The sequence below is a fragment of the Bradyrhizobium sp. USDA 4354 genome (assembly GCF_054060315.1).
On record NZ_JBSSDC010000001.1, the window covers coordinates 6390160 to 6413445 of the forward strand.

Genomic DNA, 23286 nt, shown 5'->3' on the forward strand with positions numbered 1-23286 from the left:
CACTCATGGACCGCTTCTACAGCCAAGACCAGAAAGCCCTGCGCGAGACCGCCCGCCGCTTCGCGGAAAGCGAGATCCTGCCGCGCGCCGCCGCGATCGACCGCGAGGACCGCTTTGACCGCAGCCTCTATAAGGGTATGGCCGATCTCGGCCTGTTCGGCATCTGCCTGCGTGAAGGCGCCGGCGGCGCCGGGCTCGATGCGGTCGCGGCCTGTATCGCAATGGAGGAGCTGGCGCGCTGCTCCGGCGCGGTCGCCAATGCCTTTGCGATCCCCGTCGAGGCCGTGCTGTTCTTCGATCATCATGGCACCGACGCGCACAAGGCGCTGATCCCGAAGATCCTGAGCGGCGACATCATTCCAGCCACCGCCGTCTCCGAGCCGGACCACGGCTCCGATGTGGCAAGCATCCGCACCAACGCGGTGCGCGAAGGCCATGGCTGGCGGCTCAACGGCACCAAGGCCTGGGTGACGCTCGGCGGCGTCGCCGACCGCATCATGGTGTTCGCGCGCACCGAGTCTGACGCAGGCCATCGCGCCATCTCCTGCCTGCTCGTGGACGGCGCCCTGCCCGGCATCGCCCGCGGCAGGAACGAGGAGCTGCTCGGCATGCACGGCCTCGACGACTGCCAGATCACCTTCTCCGACGTACAGCTGCCTGCGGACAGCGTGATGGGGCCGGAGAACCAGGCCTTCAAGATGGCCATGAGCAATTTCAACTTCAGCCGGCTGATGATGGCCTCGATGGCGCTTGGCATGGCGCAGGCGGCGTTCGAGGACGCCACCGCCTATGCGCGCGACCGCAGGCAGTTCGGCCAGGCCATCATCGGCTTCCAGGCGGTGCAGTTCATGCTCGCGGACATGTCGACCGACATCGCCGCCGCGCGCCTCCTGATTCATCATGCCGCGCGGCTGCACGATGCCGGCGAGCCGATCGCCAAGGAGGCGGCGCAGGCAAAGCTGTTCACGACCGACATGGCGATGAAGCACGTCTCCAACGCGCTGCAGATCCACGGCGGCAACGGCTATTCGCGCGAATACCGCATCGAGCGGATCTTCCGCGACGTCCGTCTCGCCCAGATCTACGAGGGCACCAACCAGATCCAGCGGCTGATCATCGCCCGCCAGGTCGAGAAGGAGGCCGCGTGATGCGGGAAGCGCCGTCATGCTGAGCATCATCACGGCGGCAGAGGCCGCCGGCCTCATCCGCGACACTGACACGCTGATCGTCGGCGGCAATGGCGGCACGGGCGCTGCCGAAGCCATCCTCGATGCGCTGGAACGGCGATTTCTCGGCGGCCAGGGCCCGCACAATCTGACGCTCATCAACATCACCGGCGTCGGCGCCGTGACCGAGAAGGGCCTCTGCCATCTCGCCCATGAAGGCCTGATCGCGCGCGTGATCGGCGGCAATTTCGGCCTGCAGGTGCCGTTCATGCGCCTCGTCCGCGACGAGCTGATCGACGCCTACAATTTCCCGCAGGGCGTCATGAGCCAGCTCTGCCGCGCCATGGCGGCGAAGCATCCGGGCGTGCTCACCCATGTCGGCCTCAACACCTATATGGACCCGCGCCAGGACGGCGGGCGCATGAACAAGCGCACCACAGCGCCGCTGGTCGACCTGCTCGAGCTGCACGGCCAGTCCTGGCTGCTTTACCGCGTCCCTGCCCCGCCCGACGTCGCCATCATCCGCGGCACCTCGGCCGACGAGGACGGCTATATCAGCATGGAGCACGAGGGCACGACGCGCGAGGATCTCTCGATCGCCCAGGCCGTGCACAATGCCGGCGGCACCGTGATCTGCCAGGTCAAGCGCATCGTGAAGCGCGGCTCGATCCATCCGCAGTTGGTGAAGATTCCGGGATTCCTGATCGACCACGTCGTGCTCGAGCCCGAACAGATGCAGACCTATGGCACCGCCTACGATCCCGCGCGCTGCGGCGAGACGCGGGTGCCGGTGGCGATGATCACGCCCGATCCGCTGACCGAACGCCGGGTGATCGCCCGCCGCGCCGCGTTCGAATTGCGCCCTCGCGACGTCGTCAATCTCGGCGTCGGCATCTCCGCGATGATCCCGAATGTCGCGGCCGAGGAAGGCATCTCCGACCTGATCACGCTGACGGTGGAATCCGGCGTGGTTGGCGGCGTGCCGGGTCATGCTCGCGAATTCGGCACCGCCATCAATCCGCGCGTCATTCTCGACCAGGCCTATCAGTTCGACTTCTACGACGGCGGCGGCCTCTCCTGCGCCTTCCTCTCCTTCGCCGAGGTGGACGAGGCCGGCAACGTCAACGTCACCCGCTTCGGCGAGCGCCGCGACGGCTCCGGCGGCTTCATCGACATCACCCAGAACGCCAGGCGGCTGATCTTCAGCGGCACCATGACCGGCGGCAAGTTCGACATCGGCGTCGAGAACGGCCGCCTCGCGATCCGGCGCGACGGTGCCTTCCGCAAATTCGTGCCGCAAGTCGGCCAGATCAGCTTCAGCGCCTCGTTTGCCGCACAGCGCGGCCAGCATGTCAGCTACGTCACCGAGCGCGCCGTGTTCGAGCTCGAGAACGGCAGTGTGACCCTGACCGAGATTGCACCCGGCGTGCGGCTGGAGGAGGACATTCTTGCCCATATGGGCTTCAAGCCGCGCATCAGCCCGCAGCTGAAAGACATGGATCCGCGCATCTTCCGCTCCGGGCCGATGGGGATCGCGCAGAGGTTCAAGGCGCTGCCGGCGCGGCCACGGAAGGTTGCCTGAGGGATCAGCATGAACGCCAGCGGCCCGATCAATCTCCGTTACGAAGATATCGCGCTCGGTGCGGAGTTCGAGACCGCCGTGCACATCGTGACGGAATCCGACATCACGGCCTTCGCCGACGTCACGCGCGATCATCACCCGCTCCATGTCGATGGCCCCTATGCGCGCTCGCGCGGCTTTCCCGCGGTGATCGGCCACGGGCTATTCGGCCTGTCGCTGATGGAAGGGCTGAAATCGGAGCTGAAGCTGTATGAGGAGACCTCGGTCGCCTCGCTCGGCTGGGACGAGGTGAGGTTCAAGGGTCCCATCGTCGCCGGCGATACCTTGCGTGTGCGCTTCCGCTTCGTCGAGAAGCGCCCGACCAAAAACCCCGCGCGCGGCATCGTCATCGAGACGCTCGACCTCATCAACCAGCGCGACGAGGTGGTGACCGCGGCCCGCCACATCTCGCTGATCCTGACCCGGCAAGCCGACGCATCGGCAGCCATGTGAGGACACAATGAAGAAGACGTCGGACCGGAGAACGGCTCCTCTGCCACCCACGATTTGATCGGAGTATTCAGATGCGATATCCACGAACCCTCTCCGCCCTCTTCCTTCTGGTCGGCCTGACGCAAGCCGCCGTTGCCCAGACCTGCACGCCGAAAGTGCCGGCCTCGAGCTTGATCGAGGCGCCGAAATGGCAGATGTCGATCAACCCGACGCTGCCGCCGCAGCAATTCGTCGACGACAAGGGCGAGCTGCAGGGCCTCAACGTCGAGCTCGCCCGCGAGATCGCCAAACGTATCTGCATCGAGGCGGTGTTCCTGCGCATGGACTTCCCGCCGATGATCCCGGCGCTGCGCTCGGGGCGCTTCGATGCCATCAACACCGGCCTGTTCTGGACCGAGGAGCGCTCGAAGATGCTCTACCTCGTGCCTTACGCGCAGCAGGCGATCAGCATCTACACCGATCCTTCCTCCAGCCTGAAGCTCGAAAAGTTCGAGGATCTCGCCGGCCGCGTGGTGGGCGTGGAATCGGCAACCTACACCGAGCGCAAGGCGCGCGAGTTCAGCACGGCGATGGAGGCCAAGGGCCTCAAGCCGATCGAGCTGCGCACCTTCACCACCGTCACCGCCACCTCAGCGGCGCTGCGCGCCGGCCAGCTCGAGGCGGCGCTCAACATCAACGAAACCGCCAACTCGCTCGAGCAGAAGGGCATCGCAAAAATCTGGGTCCGCGACATCGCCGGCACCGACATCACTTTCGCCTTCCGCGACAAGCAGCTCGCCCAGGCCGTCGCCGATGCCCTCACCGCGATCCGCGCCGACGGCAGCTATGACAAGCTGTTCGACAAGTTCGGCATGACCAAGCTGAAGGCGACGACGTTCGCCATTCGCGGCGACGGACCGACGAATTGACGAAGCGAGCGGCAGCATCGCGATGCGCCAACACATCCTTCAAGGACACACCTCCGCATCCTCGCGGCTGATTTCACCCGAGCTTTGCTTGATCGCTCCACCCTCTGAAAGCCAAGAGGGCGCAGGGAAGGCCGGGTGCTGACCTCGCACCCGCGGTCCGCTACGCGAGAAGCACACGCAGGAAGAACCGCACAGCAGCATACAGGTGGTGCCAATCACTCGGCCTTCCCTGCGCGATGGTCGGACGGCTTATGCCGTGCTCTCCCGGGAGCCGAGTTCCTTCTGGCCTCCCTCGTCCTTGCGAAAGTCGCCGTCACCGCGCCGGTTGACGCGAATGCCGCCTCCGCAAGAGCTTGACCGTAGCAACGACGGCCAGGACCACACGGTTTTGCCGTACGCACGGCCCGCCATTTCGCCGCAGTTTTCCCAGCCCTGTCGACGGAGCCGGAAACTTACAGACGAGACGAAGCCTAGCAGCGCCGTTCGTCCGCGCGATGCCCAGGGCTCACGGAGAGCAATCCGCCCTGCCCTTGGCCACTCGCGCCCGACGCTGCCGCGTCCACCGCAAACCCGGCTCGCGAACATGACGACCTCATGATCGCCCCTCAAGGATGAGCCGGAATGACTCGCGGTATACGATATTTCCGAATTTCGGTAAAGTGGAATATTTTTACGGGAAGGGGTTGACGGAGGACGAAACGGGCCCCTCGCCAGATTGGCAAGGCACACACTCCGATCGATCACCACAATGTACTCAATGCTCCGAATACTGAGGTCTCGGCTCCAGTCCATCATGGGTCACTTTGAGGAAGTCACGGCCAGAGAGAACGAGGCCAATCAAGCGAGAGCTTGCGGCCGGAAGCCAACAGGTCTCTTTACTCTGATCTAGATGCTGCGATAGCGCTCGATAGAGGCAAGATCGGGCACTATTCCGAGCCCGGGGTCTTCGCCCAGTTTAACTGTCCCTTCCCTCACGTCGATGATCGAGCCGCAAAACAGATCGCGGAGCGGGTTGTCGTTGGCATCGACTTCAAGCCAGCCATCACCTCCGATACCGGCAAGAAGATGCGCGGACGCAAGCAAGCCGAGACCTCCGCCGAGATAGTGCGGGCAAAACGTCTTGCCCGCCACCAGGATGTCGCGAGCCAGCCCGGCGCAGAGGCTGAGGCCGCCCCATTTCGCGATATCAGGCTGAACCACGCCAAGCACGCCTTCGGACAGAACATCCTTGAAGGCTTCGACGCCCGAAATGTTCTCGCCGGCGGCAATCGGCATCTGCGCTGCGGCGCGCAGACTGCGCCATTCCTCGCGGGGGCGATCGGCGCGGATCGGCTCCTCCAACCAGCGCAGCTCGAAGTCGGCAAGTCGCGGCAGCATCTGAAGCGCCTGCGCCATTGACCAGCCCTGATTGGCATCGGCGGCGAGCATGCCGGCGCCGACAAGTCCGCGCAGCGCGGCCAAATTGGCGAGGTCGGTTTCGGTGCCGAAGCCGACCTTCAGCTTCAGTGCGCGATGGCCGCGCTCGAGCGCAGCTTCGGCCGTTTGCGCGGCTCCCCCAGGATTGATGCCGCTGGCATAGACTTTGATCATGTCGGACTGCCCGCCCAGAAGCCGCCATAGCGGCAACCGCTGACGGCGCGCGCAGATGTCCCACAGCGCGAGATCGATGCCCGAAATCGCCTGAGCGAACGGACCGGGTTCGCCGCATTGAAGCACCAGCACCTCGGTGCCCCTGGCCAGGGTGTCGAGGGCCTGAGCAGGACTGTCGAATTTGCGGCCGACAAGGCCGGGCGCAAGCACCTCGTTGACGAGCCGGGCGCGATGCTCCGCGCCCGGCGCTGGAAAGTTCGACCAGGCCTCCCCCCATCCCTCGACGCCGTCTTCGTCGACAGCGCGAACGAAGACGGCGGGACGGTTGAGCATCCTGCCGAACGAGGTCACCACCGGCGTCGCCAGCGGATAGCGATAGCAAAACGCCTCAATCGAGCGGATGGCGAAGCCGTCAGTCATGGTGCGAATCCTGCGATCGGGATCAACCGCTGAAAGCCACTATCTCAGTAGGCGCGCGCGAAGTCACCTTCCTGCTTGATATCAGCGAACACCGGAAAACGTGCCTTCCACGGCGCGGCCTTGGCCGTGGTCAGCTTATTGAGCCGCTCCAGCACACCGAGGCCGTCCTTGCGCAGGCTCGCCGACACCGCCGCGCGATCCGGATAGTTCTTCAGCACGGCATCGAGCCAGATGGTGCGCCCGGCCAGGAAACCGCCCGCTCCCGCCGCATAGGCGAAATCGAGGACACGCTCGAACTTTTCCGGCGCAGCGCCGCCCGACAGCAGCACCCAGGGAATGCCGTGCTCGCGGCAGATATCGCCGATCGCATCGAACTCCTTTTGCGCGGCCTTGGCTTCGGCGCTGCCGTCTCGGGCCGGCAGGCTGCCCGCCGCAAGCGGGCTCTCCAGCTTGAGGAGATCGACGCCATATTCGGGCTTGGCGAACTCGCGCACGCTGTCGATAACGAGACCGGGAAGCTTGCCTGGGGATTCCACGTAGTCGGCGGTGTGATTGGCGCTGCCGAGGAACGGATAGACCAGAAGCTCGAGGACGTACGGAATGTCGTGGCGGGCGCAGTCTTCGCCGATCTCACGCACGAAGCGCTTCTGGTGCTCGTTCACGTCGGGGTCCGCGTCCGGCCGGTACCAGGCCAGCACCTTGACGGCATCGCCGCCCATGGCGCGGATCTTCTCCACGCTCCAGTTGGTGATTGCGCGCGACTTGCGGCCGCCTGCGGTTTCTTCGACGCGGTGCTCTTCCAGCGTCATGATCAGGCCGCAGCGCGGCGGCAGCAGATCGATCGCCGCGGGCACGGCAAAGTTCGGGTCGAACAGCATCGAGCTGCAATGCGGCGCGAGGTTCTCGACGAGAAGGCGCTTGGCTGTCGTGACGTCGGAATATTCGACCTGATCCCGCGTGATGCCCTTTGCTTTGGCGATGGCGTCGAACAGTGGCGGCCGCTGGTCCAGCGCGACCATGCGAAAATGGCCATCCGCGTCAGCAAGCCGTGCCAGGCCGCGGTTCTTTCCAATCGTTCTCATGGCATCGTCCTCATGAATGCAAGACACTCGTTGATATCGGGGATTCCGTTGCGGCCGCCGGCATGGCGGCATTTCATGGCAGCCGTGGCTGCCGAGAACGCCATGGCGGCGCGCACATCGAGGCCGGCGCCGATCGCAAGCGCATAGGCGCCATGGAAGACATCACCAGCGCCCGTGGTGTCGACGACCTCGACGGCATAGCCGGCCTGCCGATGCGACTGGCCGTTCTCGTACCAGTTCACGCCGTTCTCGCCGCGCGTGACGGCCACGACCTCGCAGCCGAAGCGCGCGAGCGCCGCGAGCGATTTGTCTTCGGCCGAGCCAGCAAAGGATCTGAGCGCGGGCTCGGAGAAGATCGCATGATCCGTCAGCGGCAGCAGCCGTTCGAACACCTCGGCGTCGGCCATGTCGCCGTCCAGCACCGTCGGAATGCCGCGCGCGCGCGCCTCGCGGAACAGCGTCACTGCGCCCTCGACCCAGCGCGGATCGGCCAGCACGGAGGATGCGCGCGCGACGGCTTCGAGCGGAAGCCAATCCGCAGCTTCCGGATAAAGTCCGCGGAAATTGACGATCTGCCGCTCGCCGGAGCTGTCGACGATGATCCCGGAGACGGACGAGCGCCCATCGGGAAACAGCCGAAAGTTCTCGACATCGACGCCTTCGGCCGTGAAGGACGATTTCATCTCGTGGCCGGCGGCATCGTTCCCTGCCCGCCCCCAGAACGTGACGGACGCGCCGAGCCTTGCTATCGCGACCGACGCGTTGGCAGCCATGCCGCCGCCAAGCGTGCCGTAACCGACAGCCTTGATCTTTTCGCTTCTACCCGCGAACAGACGGTCGACGCGCCAGACCTGGTCGAGCGCCGACAGGCCGAGGCAGATCACGTGCACGGACCTCGCCTTTGCCGCCACGTCCGACAGCGCCGAGAGATCACCAATATGCGCGGGTGCACTCACCGCAGCACCTGCCCGTTGGCCGCATCGAACAAATGCGTCTTGCCCGGTTGCGGACGAAGGCTGAGTCGATCGCCGACCTTCGGCCGCAGCGACGGATCGACCCTCGCGATCGCGGAGGCGCCGGCGAGATCGAAATGGATCAACGTGTCCGAGCCGAGCGGTTCGACCAGCTTGACGTTGACGGCGAGTCCGTCGGCGCCATCCGCGGCCACGACGAAATGTTCAGGGCGGATGCCGAGCACGGCATTGCGGGCCTGACGCAGGCGGCCCGCGGCCTTACTGTCCAGCGGCACTGCCGCTCCACCTTGCGAAAGGATCGCACGCTCCTGTTGCCATTCGACCGCGAAGAAATTCATCGCGGGCGAGCCGATGAAGCCGGCGACAAACTGGTTGGCGGGCCGCTCGTAAACCGTCTCCGGCGTGTCGTATTGCTGGATCGTGCCGCTTTGGAGCACCACGATCCGATCGGCCATGGTCATGGCCTCGATCTGGTCGTGGGTCACGAAGACCATGGTGGTCTTCAGCTCCTGCGACAGCGCCTTGATCTCGGCCCGCACCTGTCCGCGCAGCTTGGCATCGAGATTGGACAGGGGCTCGTCGAACAGGAACGCCTTGGGATTGCGCACGATGGCACGGCCCATGGCGACGCGCTGCCGCTGGCCGCCCGACAGCTCCTTCGGCTTGCGATCCAGATAAGGCTCGATGTGCAACAGCGCCGCGGCGCGCTTCACGCGCGCGTCGATCTCCGCCTTCGGCACTCCACGCAACTCCAGCGCAAACGACATGTTGTCGTAGACCTTCATGTGCGGATAGAGCGCATAGTCCTGGAACACCATCGCGATGTCGCGCTGCGCGGCCTGCACGCCGTTGACGCGCTTGTCGCCGATGTAGAGGTCTCCCGACGAAATCGGCTCGAGGCCCGCGATGATGCGCAGCAAGGTCGACTTGCCGCAGCCGGACGGACCGACGAAGACGACGAATTCATGGTCCGCGATCTCCAGGTTGAGATCGGGGATCACGGTGAAATTGCCGTAACGCTTGACGAGATTGCGGATCGAGATCGAGGCCATGATCGCTCAGTCCAGCGCCAGAACCGGCTTGATCAGCTCGCCCTTGGCGAAGCGGGCGAAATTCTCAGGGAGAGCCGCGAGGCTGAACTCGCCATCGACGAGAACGCGGTATTCGTCCTTGTACTTGCGCAGCAGCTCGACATTCGGCTCGAAATCCGAGACCGGGAAGTAGAAGGTTCGGATCATGTAGAAATCCTTGCGGCGGAACACCTTGCCTTCCTCGATGGTCCAGGGCGCGGCGTTCTCGCCGACCAACACCAAGGCACCGCGCGGCAGGACCAGCTCGATGCCGAGATTCCGTGCCGCATGCGCGCCGGAGCACTCCATGATGAGAGCAAAGCGCTTGGAGGTATCGCCGACGGCGTGCGCCTTCGCGCCAAAGGATTGCGCGATTTTGAGGCGCGCGGCATTGGGATCGGCGACGTAGACGTCGTCGTAGCCGAGTGCGCGGAGCGCCAGCACGACGCCGAGGCCGACCGGGCCTGCCCCCATCACGAGAACCGGGCCGGTTTCAGCCGGCGGCACGACACGGCTGACGAAGCGCACGGCATGGCCGGACGTACCGATGGTGTCGAGCAGCAGCGGCGCCAGACTGTCCTCGATGTCGTCGGGCACCGGCAGCAGGCAGTTTTCCGGCACCGGCACATATTCGGCATAACCGCCCGGCCTGTTCCAGCCGATCAGGCTGGAGACCTCCAGGCACATCTGGGTATCGCCGCGCCTGCAGGCCGCGCAGTGATCGCAGTGCAAGGGGATATAGACGGCGCAGCGCCGCCCGTGCAGGCGATGGCCGGGCTGCTCGACGATGCCAAAGATCTCGTGACCTGCAGTGAACTCGGCGCCCTTATGCCAGAGCTTGAAATCCGAGCCGCACAGCGCGGTGCGGGAGACGCGCACCAGCACCTCGCCTGCGCCGACGTCGGGCATCGCCACGCGCTCGATGGTGATGCGGTCGTTGCCGTGGAAGACTGCGGCTTGCATGATCGAATTGGGACGGGGTGACACGTTCATCAGAGATCTAGCCTTTCACCGCGCCGAGGGTCAGTCCGGAGACCAGCCAGCGCTGAACCAGAGCCGCCAGCACCAGCGGCGGCAACGCGATCAGCGTCGCCGCCGCCATGAGGGCACCCCATTGCGTCGAACCTTCACCGATGAAGTTGAAGGCCGCCGCGATCAGCGTCTTGGTGTCGCCATTCGAGAGCACCAGCGCAAACAGGAAGTAGTTCCACGAGAACACGAAGGCGAGGATCGCCGACACGGCGACGCCTGAGGCCACCAGCGGCAGCGCGATGCGCCAGAGGATGCGCGTGACGCTGCATCCATCGACTTGCGCTGCCTCGAACACGCTGCGCGGGATGCCATCAAAGGAGGGCAGCAGAACCCAGATCACGATGGGCAGCGTGATCACGGCGTGGCTGAGGATCAGCGCGGTGTAGGAGCCGATCATGCCGACCTGCCGGAACATGACATACCACGGCAGCAGAAACAGCGTGCCGGGCGCCATTCGGGCGGCCAGCGTCAGGATCGCCGGCCACGAAATCCGCGTCCAGGAGACGGCGAAAGCCGCGGGAATTCCGAACAGCAGTCCAAGCGCGGTCGAGCCGACGGTGACGATGAGGCTGTTGAGTGCGTAACTCAGGAACGGCGTCGTCCTGGTCAGCTCGACATAATTGTCGAGCGTCGGCGTGAAGATCAGCGTCGGCGGATAGGCTGTGACCTCGAAGGACGGCTTGAACGAAGACAGCACCATCCAAACCGTCGGCGCCATGATGAGCACGCCGGCCAGCACGAGCTGCACCAGGTTGAGCCAGCGGATCCAGCGATCGGTGGTGGCAGCGTCCGTCATCGCGTCACCAGGCGACTGCGCCGCGCAGGCGGTTGAAGGCGAGCACAGCGCCGAACACGATCGCCGTCAGCGTCAGCATCAGCGCGCTGGCATAGCCGATGTTGAAGAACTCGAAGCCGACGCGGAAGCCGTAGATGTTGAGCGTGTTGGAGGCGTTGCCCGGGCCGCCCTGGGTGGTGATATAGATGATATCGAAGAAGCGCAGCAGATCGACGCTGCGCAGGATCGCGGCCGTGACGATGGTCGGGAGCAGCAGCGGCAGCGTGATGCGCTGGAACGTCCTGAACGGAGATGCGCCGTCGATCTGCGCGGCCTCGTAGACGCTCGGCGGCAGGGATTGCAGGCCGCCCAGCACGATCAGGGCGACGTAAGGCGTCCACTGCCAGCTGTCGATCAGCGCCACGGTCGGAATGACCAGGGCCGGCGAGGCCAGCCAGTCCGACGGCGGCAGGCCGAACGACTGCAGGATATAGTTCGCCGCCCCCAGCGAGGGATCGAGGATCACCAGCCACATCATGCCCGCCACCACCGGCGGCATCATGAAGGGAGAGATGAACAGCGAGCGCACAATTCCCGGCAGGCGCTTGGCGTGAAACAACACCAGCGCAAGCCAGACGCCGAAGACGAGTTGGAGCACCAGCGACAGCACATAGAGCGCGATCGTGACCCACAGCCCGTGCCAGAACTCGTAGTCGGAAATCAGCTTCGAATAATTGGCGAGGCCGGCAAAGGACTGCTTGCCGGTCGAGGAGAAATTCTGGAAGCCAAGCCAGATCGTATAGACGACCGGAAACGCGATCATCGCGACCGTGAAGATCACGGCCGGCGCCGAAAGTGTCGCCACTTCCAGCCGCTGCCGGTCCTGCGTGAGTGTCGCAGCCGTATCGGACATGTGTTCGTGTCCTCGATCGAGTTAGCTGCCGGCCGGCGCGCAAGCCAGCCGGCATCGGGCGGCTAGTTGAGCGCGATCAGCGCGTCCAGCGCCTTGTCGGCATCGGCGCAAGCCTGATCGACCGTCTTCTGCTTCAGGATCAGATCCTGCACCGCCTGCCCGATGAACTCGCGTGATTGCGGATTCGCGACAATGGGATAGCCGACCTCGGAGGAGCCCTTGGTGGCGAGCACGTCGAGCGCGGCCTGCCATTCCTTGCGGACCGGCTCTTCGTCGATCCATTTGCGATATTCGGGATCCTTGGCGACCGACGGACGCGGCGGGGCAATGCCCTGCAGCGCCATCTTCTTCTGCACCTCGGGGCTGGTCGCCCATTGCACGAAATACCAGGCCGCCTCCGGCTGCTTGCTGTGCGAGGACACCGCGATGCCCCAGCCGATCGTGGTCGGCACCTGGCCGGCCTCGCCCGCCGGGAATGGTAATAGGCCGGTGTCCTTCAGCCGGGCGCCGCCTTCCATCACCGTGCGCAGCTCATTGGAGGATTCGAACGCCATCGCGGCACGGCCGCTGCGGTAGAGTGCCGAAATCTGCTGGAAGCTGTAGTTGACGACGCCGGGCGGTCCGAAATCGCGCAGCAGCCGGCTATAGGTGTCGAGCGCTTCCTTGCCTTTGGCCGAGCAGAGGTTCGACTTGCCGCTTGCGATATAGCTGCCACCGATATTGTGCAACATGTTGCTGAAAGTGTAGGCGACCGCGGGCTTGAGGCCGCGCGAGACGAACGGCGTCACCGCGCTGTCGCAAGCCTTGATCTTTGCAGCCGCAGTTTCGACATCCTTGATCGTCTTCGGCGCATCGAGGCCGCACTTCTTGAAGATGTCGGTGCGGTAATAGAAGATCGGACCTTCGATGTTCATGGGCATGCTGGTCAGCTTGCCGCTGAAGGTCGCGGCCTTCAGCAAGGCCTGGCTGAGCCCGGCCGGGTCGTACTCTTTGGCCACCTCGTTCTTGGCCATGGCGGTGAGATCGGCGTACCAGCCGGCCGCGGCGAACTGCTCGCCCTCGCGCGAGGGCAGCGTCATGAACACGTCGACCTCGTCGCTGTTCGCGTTCATGACGGTGACCAGACGCTGGCGCATCTGCTGCTCTTGGTAGCCGTCGACCTTCAGGGTCATGCCGGTCAATTTCTCGAAGTCGGCCTTGTAGGTCAGCAGCGCCTGCGCGACCGGATTGTTGTTGGCGAGAAAGGTGACGGTCTTGCCCTTGAACTTCATCCAGTCGAAATCGGCCGCATGCGCCTGCGCGCAGGCGGCCGCAATCACGAAAACGGGCAACGCGACATGCGTCGCGAGCATCCTGGCCTTCATCGAACTCTCCTCCCGGCTGGCTGCCTTGAGTCGGCAGACAATTCTTGAACGCGTTTGAACGCGATCTGAAAACGGTTACAATCTAGACTTCGCATTGGCCGTGTCAAGCGATGGACAACCTGCGAAATCTGCGGCAAATTTACGATATCGCCGCTATCAAGCGGCTGCTTACCCAATGTAACGTTACATTCATGCGGCTGACCAACGCCAAGTCGATGAACAAGTCGATGAAACAGGGAATACGGGCCGTCGCGGCCCGGGCCGGCGTTTCAACCGCATCGGTGTCGCGCGCCCTCAACAATCCGGATGCGGTGAGCCCATCTCTGCGCGCGCGGATCGAGCAGGCCATCGAAGCGCTCGGCTACATTCCGCACGCGCCGGCGCGCATCCTCTCGTCGCGCCGCTCTCGCACCCTTGGCGCGATCGTGCCGACGATCGACAATACGATGTTCGCGCGCGGGATTGCTTCGCTCCAGCAGTATCTGTCGTCGGTCGGATACATGCTGTTCCTCACCACGAGCGGCTATGACCTCGATGTCGAACTGCAGCAGGCGCGCAACTTGATCAGCCGCGGCGTCGACGGCCTCGTGCTGCGCGGCGACTGCCACCACGAGGGACTGCGCAAGCTGCTGGCCGACAATGCAGTGCCCTTCATCAATGTCGGCATCTACCAGCCTGACCGGCCCTATCCTTGCGTCGGCACCGACAATGAGGCGGCCGCCCATCGTGCGGCCGCGCACGTCATCGAGCTCGGTCACCGGCGCATCGGGATCGTCTCGGCGCTCCAGCGCAACAACGACCGCGCCAGCGCGCGCGTCTCCGGCTTTCGCCGCGCGCTCGCCGAGAGCGGGCTCGAACTTCCACCGCAATGGCATGTCGAGGTGCCCTATACGCTCGATGACGCGCGCGAGGCTGCGCGTCATCTTCTCAATCTCAAGGACCGTCCGACCGCGGTGGTGTGCGGCAACGACGTCATCGCCTATGGCGTGTTGCTCGAGGCGGAGCGGGACGGCTTCTCCGTGCCGCGCGATCTGTCGGTGGTCGGCTTCGACGACCTCGACTGGAGCCGCCATTTGCGCCCGAGCCTCACGACGATCCACGTTCCGACCGGAGAAACCTGGCAGCGCGCCGGGGAATATCTGGTGCGCAGCCTTGCCGGCGAGCAGACCATCATGCATCGCGAGATCGACTTCTCGCTGGTGGTCCGTGAATCGACGGCTCCGCCTCCGAAATCCCTGAAGTGAGACCCTACGGATGAATTCGAATTTCTCCCTCGCGCCCGGCTTTCATGCCGTCGTGATCGGCGGCGCCGGCGACATTGGCGCGGCGATCAGTAACCAGTTTTGCGAGCTCGGCGCGACGGTGACCGCAACCGGCGCGAACGAGGCCGATCTCGCCCGCACCCTGCTCAAGCCGCGCACCGGGCTCACGCTCGCGACGCTCGATGTCACCGACGATACGGCCGTGAACTCCTTCGCGCGGCAGCAAACGCGCGTGGACGCGCTGGTCAACTGCGCCGGAATTCTCGCGCGCGACAAGGAATTCGAGATCGAGACCTTCATGAAGGTGCTCGACGTCAATCTCACCGGCACGTTCCGGACGTGCATGGCGTTCCACCCCCTGCTCGCGGGGCAGAAAGGTTCGATCGTCAACATCGCCTCGATGAACGCAATGCTGGCGCTGCCGCGGATTCCCGCCTATTGCGCCAGCAAGGGCGGCGTCGTGATGCTGACCAAGGCGCTGGCTCTGAAGTGGGCCGAGGAAGGCATCCGCGTCAATGCGGTGGCGCCCGGCTATATCGAAACCGCGATCAACGCCGCCGGCCGCACCGACCGCGCCCATTATCAGCGCATCGCCGACCGGACCGCGTTCAAGCGCTGGGGACGGCCCGAGGACATCGCCGGGGCAGTCGCCTTCCTGTGCATGCCGGCTTCGCAATATGCGACCGGCACCGTGGTCGCGGTGGACGGAGGATTCCTCGCGGGATGAACCCGCAACCAGCACCTGCTGCACCGCGAAACCATTTGCGCCGCAACATCCAAAATGAGACTGCCCGTCAAGCCGAACGAGGCGTCCACGCATGCGCCGCGTGCAACTTCGGCTAGCTTTCCCGTCAAATCCGCGAGCCTCGAGAGCCGCGGGCGTCGCGCCGGTTGGCGGCAAATCGACGACACAGGGGAGGAGCACAATGTCGAAATGCAGTGTGGGACTGCTCGCGCTGAGCAGCCTATTTCTTTCAGGCGCCGCGATCGCCCAGGAAAAGATCAAGGTCGGCGTGACCGCAACGCTCGAAGGCACCTATACGGTGCTCGGCGAGGACGGCATGCGCGGCCACCAGACGGCCCTCAACGTGCTCGGCAAAAAGGTCGGCGACAAGGAGCTCGAATTCATCGTCGCCTCGACCGACGCAACGCCGGACTCCGCCGTGCGCGCCGTGCGCAAGCTGATCGAGCAGGACAAGGTGCAGATCCTGCTCTCGCCGCTCTCCGGCGACGAAGGCATCGCCGTGAAGAACTTTGCCAAGACCCATCCCGAGCTAACCTTCATCAATGCGGCGTCCGGCGCGCAGGAGACCACCTATGTCGATCCTGCGCCGAACTTCTTCCGCTACAACATGGACGGCGCGCAATGGCAGGTCGGCCTCGGCAAATACGCCTATGAGGAAAAGAAGTATCGCAAGATCGCGACCGTCGGCGAGGACTATTCCTTCATCTACACCCAGGTGTTCGGGCTGGTGCTCGAATTCTGCGGCATGGGCGGACAGGTCACCAACCGGCAATGGGTGCCGCTGGGCACGAAGGATTTCGCCTCCGTCATCGCCGCCCTGCCCGACGACGTCGACGCCATCTATCTCGGGCTCGGCGGCGCCGACGCCGTCAACTTCCTCAACCAATATCAGCAGGCCGGCGGCAAGGCGCATCTGATGGGCGGTTCCATCATGATCGACCAGACCATCCTGTCGTCGAAGGGGAACGCCAAGAACGCGCTGATCGGCACCATTGCGGCGAGCGGTCAGGCTGACACCTGGGAGGATCCCGGCTGGCAGAAGTTCGTGAAGGCCTATCAGGACGCCTTCCCGCCCAACAAGCGCTTCCCGAGCCCGTCGCTGCTGGCCACCAACTACTATGATTCAACCATGGCGCTGATCCTCGCACTGCGTCAGGTCAACGGCGATCTCTCCAACAATCAGGCGAAGTTCAAGGAGGCGCTGGCGAAGATCGAGATCGACGCGCCGAACGGCAAGATCAAGCTCGATTCCAACCGCCAGGCGATCGGCACGAACTTCGTCACCGAGGTCGTCGATGACGGCAAGGGTGCGCTGTTCAGCAAGGTCGTGAAGGTGATCCCGAACGTGAACCAGACGCTCGGCTATGATCCGGCCGTGTTCGCGAAGATCGGATTGCCGAGCCGCACGGTGCCGGAATGTAAGAAGTACTGACGCATCACGTCTGCGCGGCGCAGGCGGAGAGCGACTTGCTGACGCGGTCGCTCTCCGCTCTTGCAATCTCGGCGGCGTTGTTGAACGCTGGCCGAAAAGACAAGAACATTCGGGAGGGGAAGGCATGAGCCGTGCGCTCGCCGTCTTCCACGGCCGGTTCGGCCGGGCGACGGTTTATCAGTTGAACCGCCCTTTCAATATCCACGCCCATCGCGAAGGTCATCTGATCTTCCATGTCGGCGGCATGCCCGCATGCATCGACGTCTCCAACGGGCATTATGATCTCACCGAATCCTCCGTCGTCGCCGTCAATCCATGGGAGCCGCACAACTTCCTACCGGCTGATCTCGACGGCGGCGCCATCTTCTTCGTGCTCTACGTCAATGCCGAATGGTTTGCGCCGGACGGCTCCGGCTCCGACCGCTTGCGTTTCGGCCGCACCCAGTTCAGGCGCACGCCTGCACTCGACAAGCACATCCGGAGGACCGCCGCGCTCGTGTGCGGCGCACCATCGCTCTCCAGTCTCGATTCCGAGCTGAGGAGGCTGATCGACATCTGCTACGACGAAAGCTGGCAGCAGGCGGAGATCGCGCGCGATCCGCGCACAAGCGGCTCCGTCACCGATTTCCGCGTGCGCAAATGCATCAAGATGATGTCGGAAAGCCCCGGCGCCGAAATCGAGCTAGATACGATCGCGCGCGAATCCGGCCTGTCGCGGCCGCACTTCTATCGGCTGTTCCGCGTCCAGACCGGCGTCACGCCGAACCTCTATCTCAACACGCTGATCATGGAACAGGCGCTGGAAGCGCTGGTGGCCAGCGAAACGCCGATCGCCGACATCGGCTTCGATCTCGGCTTCTCCTCCCAGAGCGGCTTCACCCGCTTCTTCGCCGCCAATGTGGGGATGGCCCCGACCGATTATCGTCGCGCAGCCAAGGTTTTGCGCGCCTGACCGCGGGCCACGAAAAGATACTCACGATCAAACGTCGCCCTCGCCGCCTGGCTAGGATGCGGGCAACGCGATCCGGTAGAGGATCGCGAGTCCAGGGAGGACGTTCGTCCATGGTAGGGCTCGCAGCCGGCAACGGCTTGCATGCCCCCTCGCTCCGTTTGCGGGGAGAGGGTCGGAGTGACCCCGCGTCTTCGGCGCGAACCCTCCCAGCATGCGGGAGAGCAATCGCAGATATCTTGGAACGGCCTGAGCAAGCGCCTCGTCGTTCGAGACGGCCGCTCCGCAGTCTCCTCAGGATGAGGCTAATCGGCATCGGCCCCGCTGAAACTGCTGCCGCATACGATGCCCTCATCCTGAGGAGCCCGCCAAAGCGGGCGTCTCGAAGGATGGGCTGCGGAGAATCCACTTCCGACATGCGATTGCCCTGCCGCAAGCGAAACGAGGCGAGAGCATGAGCCGCTTCGTCGAACGCCATCCCGCCTGGGCGCTGATCGCAATCATTGCCATTGCCGTCGCGCTCTGGCTGATCTTCGCAGTCTGGCCGCCAGGGCTCGAAGAGGCGATCGGCCGCAAGCGTGTCTTCCTCAACGCGCTCTTCAACGGCATCACGCTCGGAGGCCTCTACTTCCTCGTGGCCAGCGGCTTCACCTTAATTTTCGGGCTGATGCGCAACGTCAACCTCGCACACGGCTCGCTCTATCTGTTCGGCGGCTATGTCGGCTACGCCATCAGCGCTGCGACCGGCTCGTGGATCCTCGGCTTCATCGTCGCCTTTATCCTGACCGCCCTGGTCGGCGTCCTGCTCCAGGTCATCGTGTTCCGCCGGATGGAGGGCCAGGATCTCAGGCAAACCATGGTGACGATCGGGTTGTCGATCGTGTTTGCCGATCTCATGCTCTGGGCCTGCGGTGGCGATTTCTACCAGATCCAGACCCCGGGCTGGCTGATCGGCCCCATAGAGCTGCCGCTGGTGACGGCGATCAAATCCTCGGGCGAGCCGGTCTATCTCAGATATCCGCTGGTCAGGCTCGTGATTTTCGTCGCTTCCGTGGTGATTGGCGTCGCGATGTGGCTCGCGCTCAACCGCACCCGCATCGGGATGATCATCCGCGCCGGCGTCGACGACCGCGATATCCTGGCCGCGACCGGCGTGCGCATCCAGCTCGTCTTCGTCGCCGTGTTCGCGTTCGGCGCGGGACTTGCCGGCATCGCCGGCGTGGTCGGCGGCACCTTCCAGTCATTGTCGCCCGGCGAAGACATCCGCTTCCTGCTGGCATCCCTCGTCGTCGTGATCGTCGGCGGCATGGGCTCGATCCCCGGCGCCGCGCTCGGAGCGCTGATCATCGGCCTCGCCGAACAGCTCGGCTCGGTCTACATCCCGACTTACGCCATCGTCGTGACCTTCCTGATCATGGTGCTTGTGCTGGCCATCCGGCCGCAAGGCCTGTTGGCGAGGCGCTGAGATGTCGCTCGCCCACGATGCCCGCGTCGCCCTACGCCCCGCTGCCGGGGCGCAGCGTCCCGTACGGACATGGCCCGAGGTCAACAATCCCGCGGCGTGGATCGTTGCGGCCATTCTCCTGATCATGCCGCTGATCGCGAGCAACTTCTTCCTGATCGAGATCTTCGCGACCACGCTGATCCTCGGCATCATGGCGTTGAGCCTGATGTTCCTCGCCGGCTATGGCGGCATGGTCAGCCTGATGCAGCTCACCATCGCCGGCTTCTCGGCCTACATGGTCGCCGTGTTCGGCGTCAGCGGCAACGCCAATATCAGCCTGGGCTGGCCGTGGTGGCTCGCGGTGCCGATGGCCTTGGCGCTGGCGACCGCCTTCGGCACGCTCGGCGGCGCGCTCGCGGTGCGCACCGAAGGCATCTACACCATCATGATCACGCTCGCGATTGGAGCCGCCTTCTATTATTTCACCAACCAGAACTGGGCGATCTTCAACGGCCATACCGGCATCAACACCGTGGCGACGCCGCACTTCTGGGGCGTGAACTGGCGCGCGGACATCCCATTCTACTATCTCGTGCTCGCGGTCGCCGCGCTCTGCTATTTCGCGGTCGAATATCTCTCGCGCGCGCCCTTCGGCCTTGCACTTCAGGGCGTACGCGACAATCCGCGGCGCATGGCGGCGCTCGGCTTCAACGTCAATGCACACCGCATCGCCGCCTATGCGTTCGCGTCGTTCGTGGCGGCGCTCGCCGGCGTGCTTCAGGTCTGGAACTACCGCCAGATCTCACCGGGCACGGTAAGTGTCGGCGCCTGCATCGATGTGCTGATCATCGCCGTCGTCGGCGGCATCACGCGCCCGATCGGCCCCTTCATTGGCGCGCTGATCTTCGTGCTGCTGCGCACCTTCGCGCTCGACTTCCTGGTCAGGCTCGGGCTCGACGGCAACCGCTTCCGCCTGCTGATCGGGCTCGGCTTTCTCGCCATCGTGTTCTGGTCCTCGGACGGCGTCATCGGCCTGTGGCAACGTTGGCGCCAGCGTCAGCTCCGCGACGCCGACCATTCCGGCGGAGGGCGCCGCCATGGATAGCGTCGCCCAGCGCCTCTCCGCCGTCGGAGCCGGCGCCGCGCTGGAGCTGCGCGGTGTGACGCGGCTGTTCGGCGCGCTGGCAGCGCTGACCGACGTCACCATCACGGTGCGTCCGGGCGAACGGCGCGCCGTGCTCGGCTCCAACGGCGCCGGCAAGACCACGCTGTTCAACTGCATCACCGGCGACTTCCCGCCCTCCTCCGGCACCATCCGCTTCTTCGGCGAGGACGTCACGCACTTCCCGCCATATGAACGTATCCGCCGCGGGCTGCGCCGGACCTACCAGATCTCGGCGCTATTCCCCGGCCTCACGGTGCAGGACAACGTCTATCTCGCCTGCCGTGGCGTCTCGCGCGGACGCTTCTCGTTCCTGCGTCCGGGACAGAACGATGCCCTGATGCACGCGGCGGACAATCTCGTGCAGGCCGTGCATCTGTCAGCCGTGAAGGACCAGCGCGTGGCCGAGCTCGCGCACGGTCAGCAGCGCCAGCTCGAAATCGCGCTCGCACTCGCCGGCGCGCCGCGCTTCGTCCTGTTCGACGAGCCGGCTGCGGGCCTGTCGCCGACGGAGCGGGCCGAGCTGATCGAGATCCTGACCTCGCTGCCCGCCCATATCGGCTACATCATCATCGAGCACGATATGGATGTCGCGCTACGCGTCGTCGAGAGCGTCACGATGATGCACAATGGTCGCGTCTTCAAGGAGGGCCTGCCGGAGGAGATTCAGTCCGACCCCGAGGTGCAGGAGCTCTATCTCGGAGGCGGCCATGAATGAAGCTCGCCGCACCAGCGCTGCGCTCGAGGTGCGTGGCCTCGACGTCTATTACGGCCACTCCCACGCCCTCCAAGGCGTGGATCTCACGCTGGAGAGCGGCGTTTTCTCGGTCGTCGGCCGCAACGGCATGGGCAAGACCACACTGTGCAAGGCGATCATGGGGCTGGTGGGCGTGAGCGGCGGATCGATCCGCGTGCGCAGCGAGGATGTCACACGGCGGCCGCCGGCCCAGATCGCCCGACTTGGCGTCGGCTATGTGCCGCAGGGACGCCGCCTGTGGCGCTCGCTCAGTGTCGATGAGCATTTGCGGCTCGCTGGCAGCATGCGCTCCGGCGCCTGGACCGTCGAGCGCATCTACGACACCTTCCCGCGCCTCGCCGAACGCAGGGATCACGGCGGCGGTCAGCTCTCCGGCGGCGAGCAGCAGATGCTGGCGATCTCGCGCGCGCTGCTCACCAATCCGCACCTGCTCATCATGGACGAGCCGACCGAAGGCCTTGCGCCCGTCATCGTCGCCCAGGTCGAGGAGATGCTGCTGCAGCTCGGCGAAGACGGCGACATGTCCGTGCTCGTGATCGAGCAGAACATCGGCGTCGCCACCGCGATCTCGCGCAATGTCGCGATCATGGTCAACGGCCGCATCAACCGCATCATCGACTCCGCGCGCCTTGCCGCGGACCGCGAGCTCCAGCAGCGCCTGCTCGGCGTCGGGCTTCACGCCGAGCTCGAGCCGGAAATCGACGTCGCCGCATCGGACGTCGAGCCCAAACCGGCGCCGGCGCCACGCCGCGACGGACCGGTTCGCATCTACATCTCCAACCCGACGCTCCCGACGCGATGGTCGCAACCGGTGCCGATTGCGCGCATCGAGGCTGCAGCGCGTACGCTCTCGACGCAAGTCGCGCGGCTCGACGAGACGGCGCGGCGCAAGCGCGAGCCGGTGGCGGCCCAGGCCTCGGGCCCGCCTGTCGTGCTCGTCGTCGGCACGCTCGACACCAAGGGCGTGGAGCTGCGCTACATCCGCGACATCATCGCGGAAAGCGGCCTGCGCACGCGGCTGGTCGACGTTTCCACGAGCGGCAAGCATTCGTCGTGCGACGTCTCTGCGCAGGAGATCGCCCTGAATCACGGCCGCGGCGGATCCGCCGTATTCGGCACCGACCGCGGCGCAGCCGTGACCGCGATGGCAGATGCCTTCGCCAACTGGCTGCGGCGCCAGGTTAATGTCGCCGGCGTGATCTCGGCCGGCGGCTCCGGTGCGGCCTCGCTGGTCGCCCCCGGCATGCGCACGCTGCCCGTCGGCTTGCCCAAGCTGATCATCTCCTCGGTCGCCTCCGGCGACGTCGGGCCCTATGTCGGTCCCGCCGACATCACGATGATGTATTCGGTCACCGACGTGCAGGGGCTGAACTCGATCTCGCGCGCGGTGCTGGCCAACGGGGCCAATGCGCTCGCCGGCATGGTCAAGGCGCGGCTCGCAGCGCGTGCCGCGACCGAGCGCACGGCCAGCGGGCCGCCTGCGGTCGGCATCACCATGTTCGGCGTCACCACGCCGGCCGTGCAGAAGATCGCCGCGGAGCTGCGCGACGATTTCGAATGCCTGGTCTTCCACGCCACCGGCGTCGGCGGTCGTTCGATGGAGAAGCTCGTCGAGTCCGGCCAGCTCGCCGGCGTGATCGACCTCACCACGACCGAGATCTGCGACCTGCTGATGGGCGGCGTGTTTCCGGCGACGGAAGACCGTTTCGGCGCCATCATCCGCAGCCGGCTGCCCTATGTCGGCACGGTCGGGGCGCTCGACATGGTCAATTTCGGCGCGCCCGAGACCATTCCCGAGCGCTACCGCGGCCGCAAATTCCACGTTCACAATCCGCAGGTGACCTTGATGCGGACGACGGCCGAAGAGAACGAGCGCATGGGCCGCTGGATCGGCGAGCGGCTCAACCAGATGGACGGCCCTGTGCGCTTCTTCCTGCCCGAGGGCGGCGTTTCCGCGCTCGATGCGCGGGGCCAGCCGTTCTGGGACCCGGAGGCCGACGCGGCGCTTTTCCGCACGCTGGAGCGCACCGTGCGGCAGACCGGCAACCGCCAGCTCATTCGCGTGCCAAAGAACATCAACGATCCCGACTTTGCCGCCGCCATCGTCAGTGCGTTCCGGACCCTGTTCGGTCGCATCGGCGCGCGGCGGAGACTAGCGAGGTGACCG

At 65.1% G+C, this 23286-nt stretch carries 20 protein-coding genes; 12 read left to right on the forward strand and 8 right to left on the reverse strand.

Annotation, left to right across the window (positions count from 1 at the left end; genetic code table 11):
- Positions 1–5 precede the first annotated feature (5 nt).
- The 4 genes from ACVIIV_RS29875 to ACVIIV_RS29890 all read left to right on the forward strand — a co-directional run bounded on the left by ACVIIV_RS29875 (position 6) and on the right by ACVIIV_RS29890 (position 4148).
- Positions 6–1148 carry an acyl-CoA dehydrogenase family protein gene (locus ACVIIV_RS29875; protein WP_456747360.1) on the forward strand — a complete coding sequence of 381 codons (1143 nt, stop codon included), beginning with the start codon at positions 6–8 and terminating at the stop codon, positions 1146–1148.
- Positions 1149–1164: 16 nt separating this feature from the next.
- Positions 1165–2748 (forward strand): acyl CoA:acetate/3-ketoacid CoA transferase, encoded by a 1584-nt coding sequence (locus tag ACVIIV_RS29880; protein WP_456747361.1) that lies wholly within the window; start codon positions 1165–1167, stop codon positions 2746–2748.
- A 9-nt stretch (positions 2749–2757) separates the two neighbouring features.
- Positions 2758–3240, forward strand: a complete 483-nt coding sequence (locus tag ACVIIV_RS29885; protein ID WP_456747362.1) for a MaoC family dehydratase — start codon at positions 2758–2760, stop codon at positions 3238–3240.
- A 71-nt stretch (positions 3241–3311) separates the two neighbouring features.
- On the forward strand, positions 3312–4148 hold the full coding sequence (locus ACVIIV_RS29890; RefSeq protein WP_456747363.1) for an ABC transporter substrate-binding protein: 837 nt from the start codon (positions 3312–3314) through the stop codon (positions 4146–4148).
- An 885-nt stretch (positions 4149–5033) separates the two neighbouring features.
- Here the strand turns inward: ACVIIV_RS29890 and ACVIIV_RS29895 are convergent.
- The 8 genes from ACVIIV_RS29895 to ACVIIV_RS29930 form a co-directional block, all read right to left on the reverse strand.
- A complete protein-coding gene (locus ACVIIV_RS29895) occupies positions 5034–6158 on the reverse strand; it encodes a mandelate racemase/muconate lactonizing enzyme family protein (RefSeq protein WP_456747364.1) in 1125 nt (374 codons plus the stop codon).
- A 44-nt stretch (positions 6159–6202) separates the two neighbouring features.
- Positions 6203–7240 carry a tagatose 1,6-diphosphate aldolase gene (locus tag ACVIIV_RS29900; protein WP_456747365.1) on the reverse strand — a complete coding sequence of 346 codons (1038 nt, stop codon included), beginning with the start codon at positions 7238–7240 and terminating at the stop codon, positions 6203–6205.
- Positions 7237–8196 carry a sugar kinase gene (locus tag ACVIIV_RS29905; protein WP_456747366.1) on the reverse strand — a complete coding sequence of 320 codons (960 nt, stop codon included), beginning with the start codon at positions 8194–8196 and terminating at the stop codon, positions 7237–7239. Before ACVIIV_RS29905 ends, ACVIIV_RS29900 begins: the two co-directional genes overlap by 4 nt.
- The gene (locus ACVIIV_RS29910) at positions 8193–9266 is read right to left on the reverse strand and encodes an ABC transporter ATP-binding protein (protein ID WP_456747367.1); all 1074 of its coding nucleotides are present in this window, start codon (positions 9264–9266) and stop codon (positions 8193–8195) included. The genes ACVIIV_RS29905 and ACVIIV_RS29910 overlap by 4 nt, the downstream gene beginning before the upstream one ends.
- A 6-nt stretch (positions 9267–9272) precedes the next feature.
- A complete protein-coding gene (locus ACVIIV_RS29915) occupies positions 9273–10277 on the reverse strand; it encodes a zinc-dependent alcohol dehydrogenase family protein (RefSeq protein WP_456747368.1) in 1005 nt (334 codons plus the stop codon).
- A 7-nt stretch (positions 10278–10284) separates the two neighbouring features.
- Complete coding sequence (locus ACVIIV_RS29920) at positions 10285–11112, reverse strand: carbohydrate ABC transporter permease (protein WP_456747369.1); 828 nt, start codon at positions 11110–11112, stop codon at positions 10285–10287.
- 4 nt (positions 11113–11116) lie between these two features.
- Positions 11117–12004 (reverse strand): carbohydrate ABC transporter permease, encoded by an 888-nt coding sequence (locus tag ACVIIV_RS29925; RefSeq protein ID WP_456747370.1) that lies wholly within the window; start codon positions 12002–12004, stop codon positions 11117–11119.
- Positions 12005–12066: 62 nt separating this feature from the next.
- A complete protein-coding gene (locus ACVIIV_RS29930; RefSeq protein ID WP_456747371.1) occupies positions 12067–13368 on the reverse strand; it encodes an ABC transporter substrate-binding protein in 1302 nt (433 codons plus the stop codon).
- 191 nt (positions 13369–13559) lie between these two features.
- On the opposite strand from ACVIIV_RS29930, the gene ACVIIV_RS29935 reads away from it, so the two are divergent.
- The 8 genes from ACVIIV_RS29935 to ACVIIV_RS29970 all read left to right on the forward strand — a co-directional run bounded on the left by ACVIIV_RS29935 (position 13560) and on the right by ACVIIV_RS29970 (position 23283).
- Complete coding sequence (locus tag ACVIIV_RS29935) at positions 13560–14612, forward strand: LacI family DNA-binding transcriptional regulator (RefSeq protein ID WP_456747372.1); 1053 nt, start codon at positions 13560–13562, stop codon at positions 14610–14612.
- A 10-nt stretch (positions 14613–14622) separates the two neighbouring features.
- Positions 14623–15357 carry an SDR family NAD(P)-dependent oxidoreductase gene (locus ACVIIV_RS29940; RefSeq protein ID WP_456747373.1) on the forward strand — a complete coding sequence of 245 codons (735 nt, stop codon included), beginning with the start codon at positions 14623–14625 and terminating at the stop codon, positions 15355–15357.
- Between the two features lie 199 nt (positions 15358–15556).
- Positions 15557–16807 (forward strand): ABC transporter substrate-binding protein, encoded by a 1251-nt coding sequence (locus ACVIIV_RS29945; protein WP_456747374.1) that lies wholly within the window; start codon positions 15557–15559, stop codon positions 16805–16807.
- A gap of 124 nt (positions 16808–16931) precedes the next feature.
- Positions 16932–17759 (forward strand): AraC family transcriptional regulator, encoded by an 828-nt coding sequence (locus tag ACVIIV_RS29950; RefSeq protein ID WP_456747375.1) that lies wholly within the window; start codon positions 16932–16934, stop codon positions 17757–17759.
- Between the two features lie 451 nt (positions 17760–18210).
- On the forward strand, positions 18211–19221 hold the full coding sequence (locus tag ACVIIV_RS29955; RefSeq protein WP_456747376.1) for a branched-chain amino acid ABC transporter permease: 1011 nt from the start codon (positions 18211–18213) through the stop codon (positions 19219–19221).
- Between the two features lies 1 nt (position 19222).
- Entirely contained in the window at positions 19223–20305 is a 1083-nt protein-coding gene (locus ACVIIV_RS29960; protein ID WP_456747377.1) for a branched-chain amino acid ABC transporter permease, read from the forward strand.
- Positions 20298–21080 carry an ABC transporter ATP-binding protein gene (locus ACVIIV_RS29965; RefSeq protein ID WP_036023786.1) on the forward strand — a complete coding sequence of 261 codons (783 nt, stop codon included), beginning with the start codon at positions 20298–20300 and terminating at the stop codon, positions 21078–21080. The genes ACVIIV_RS29960 and ACVIIV_RS29965 overlap by 8 nt, the downstream gene beginning before the upstream one ends.
- Positions 21073–23283, forward strand: a complete 2211-nt coding sequence (locus ACVIIV_RS29970; RefSeq protein ID WP_456747378.1) for a Tm-1-like ATP-binding domain-containing protein — start codon at positions 21073–21075, stop codon at positions 23281–23283. Before ACVIIV_RS29965 ends, ACVIIV_RS29970 begins: the two co-directional genes overlap by 8 nt.
- Positions 23284–23286: the final 3 nt, after the last annotated feature.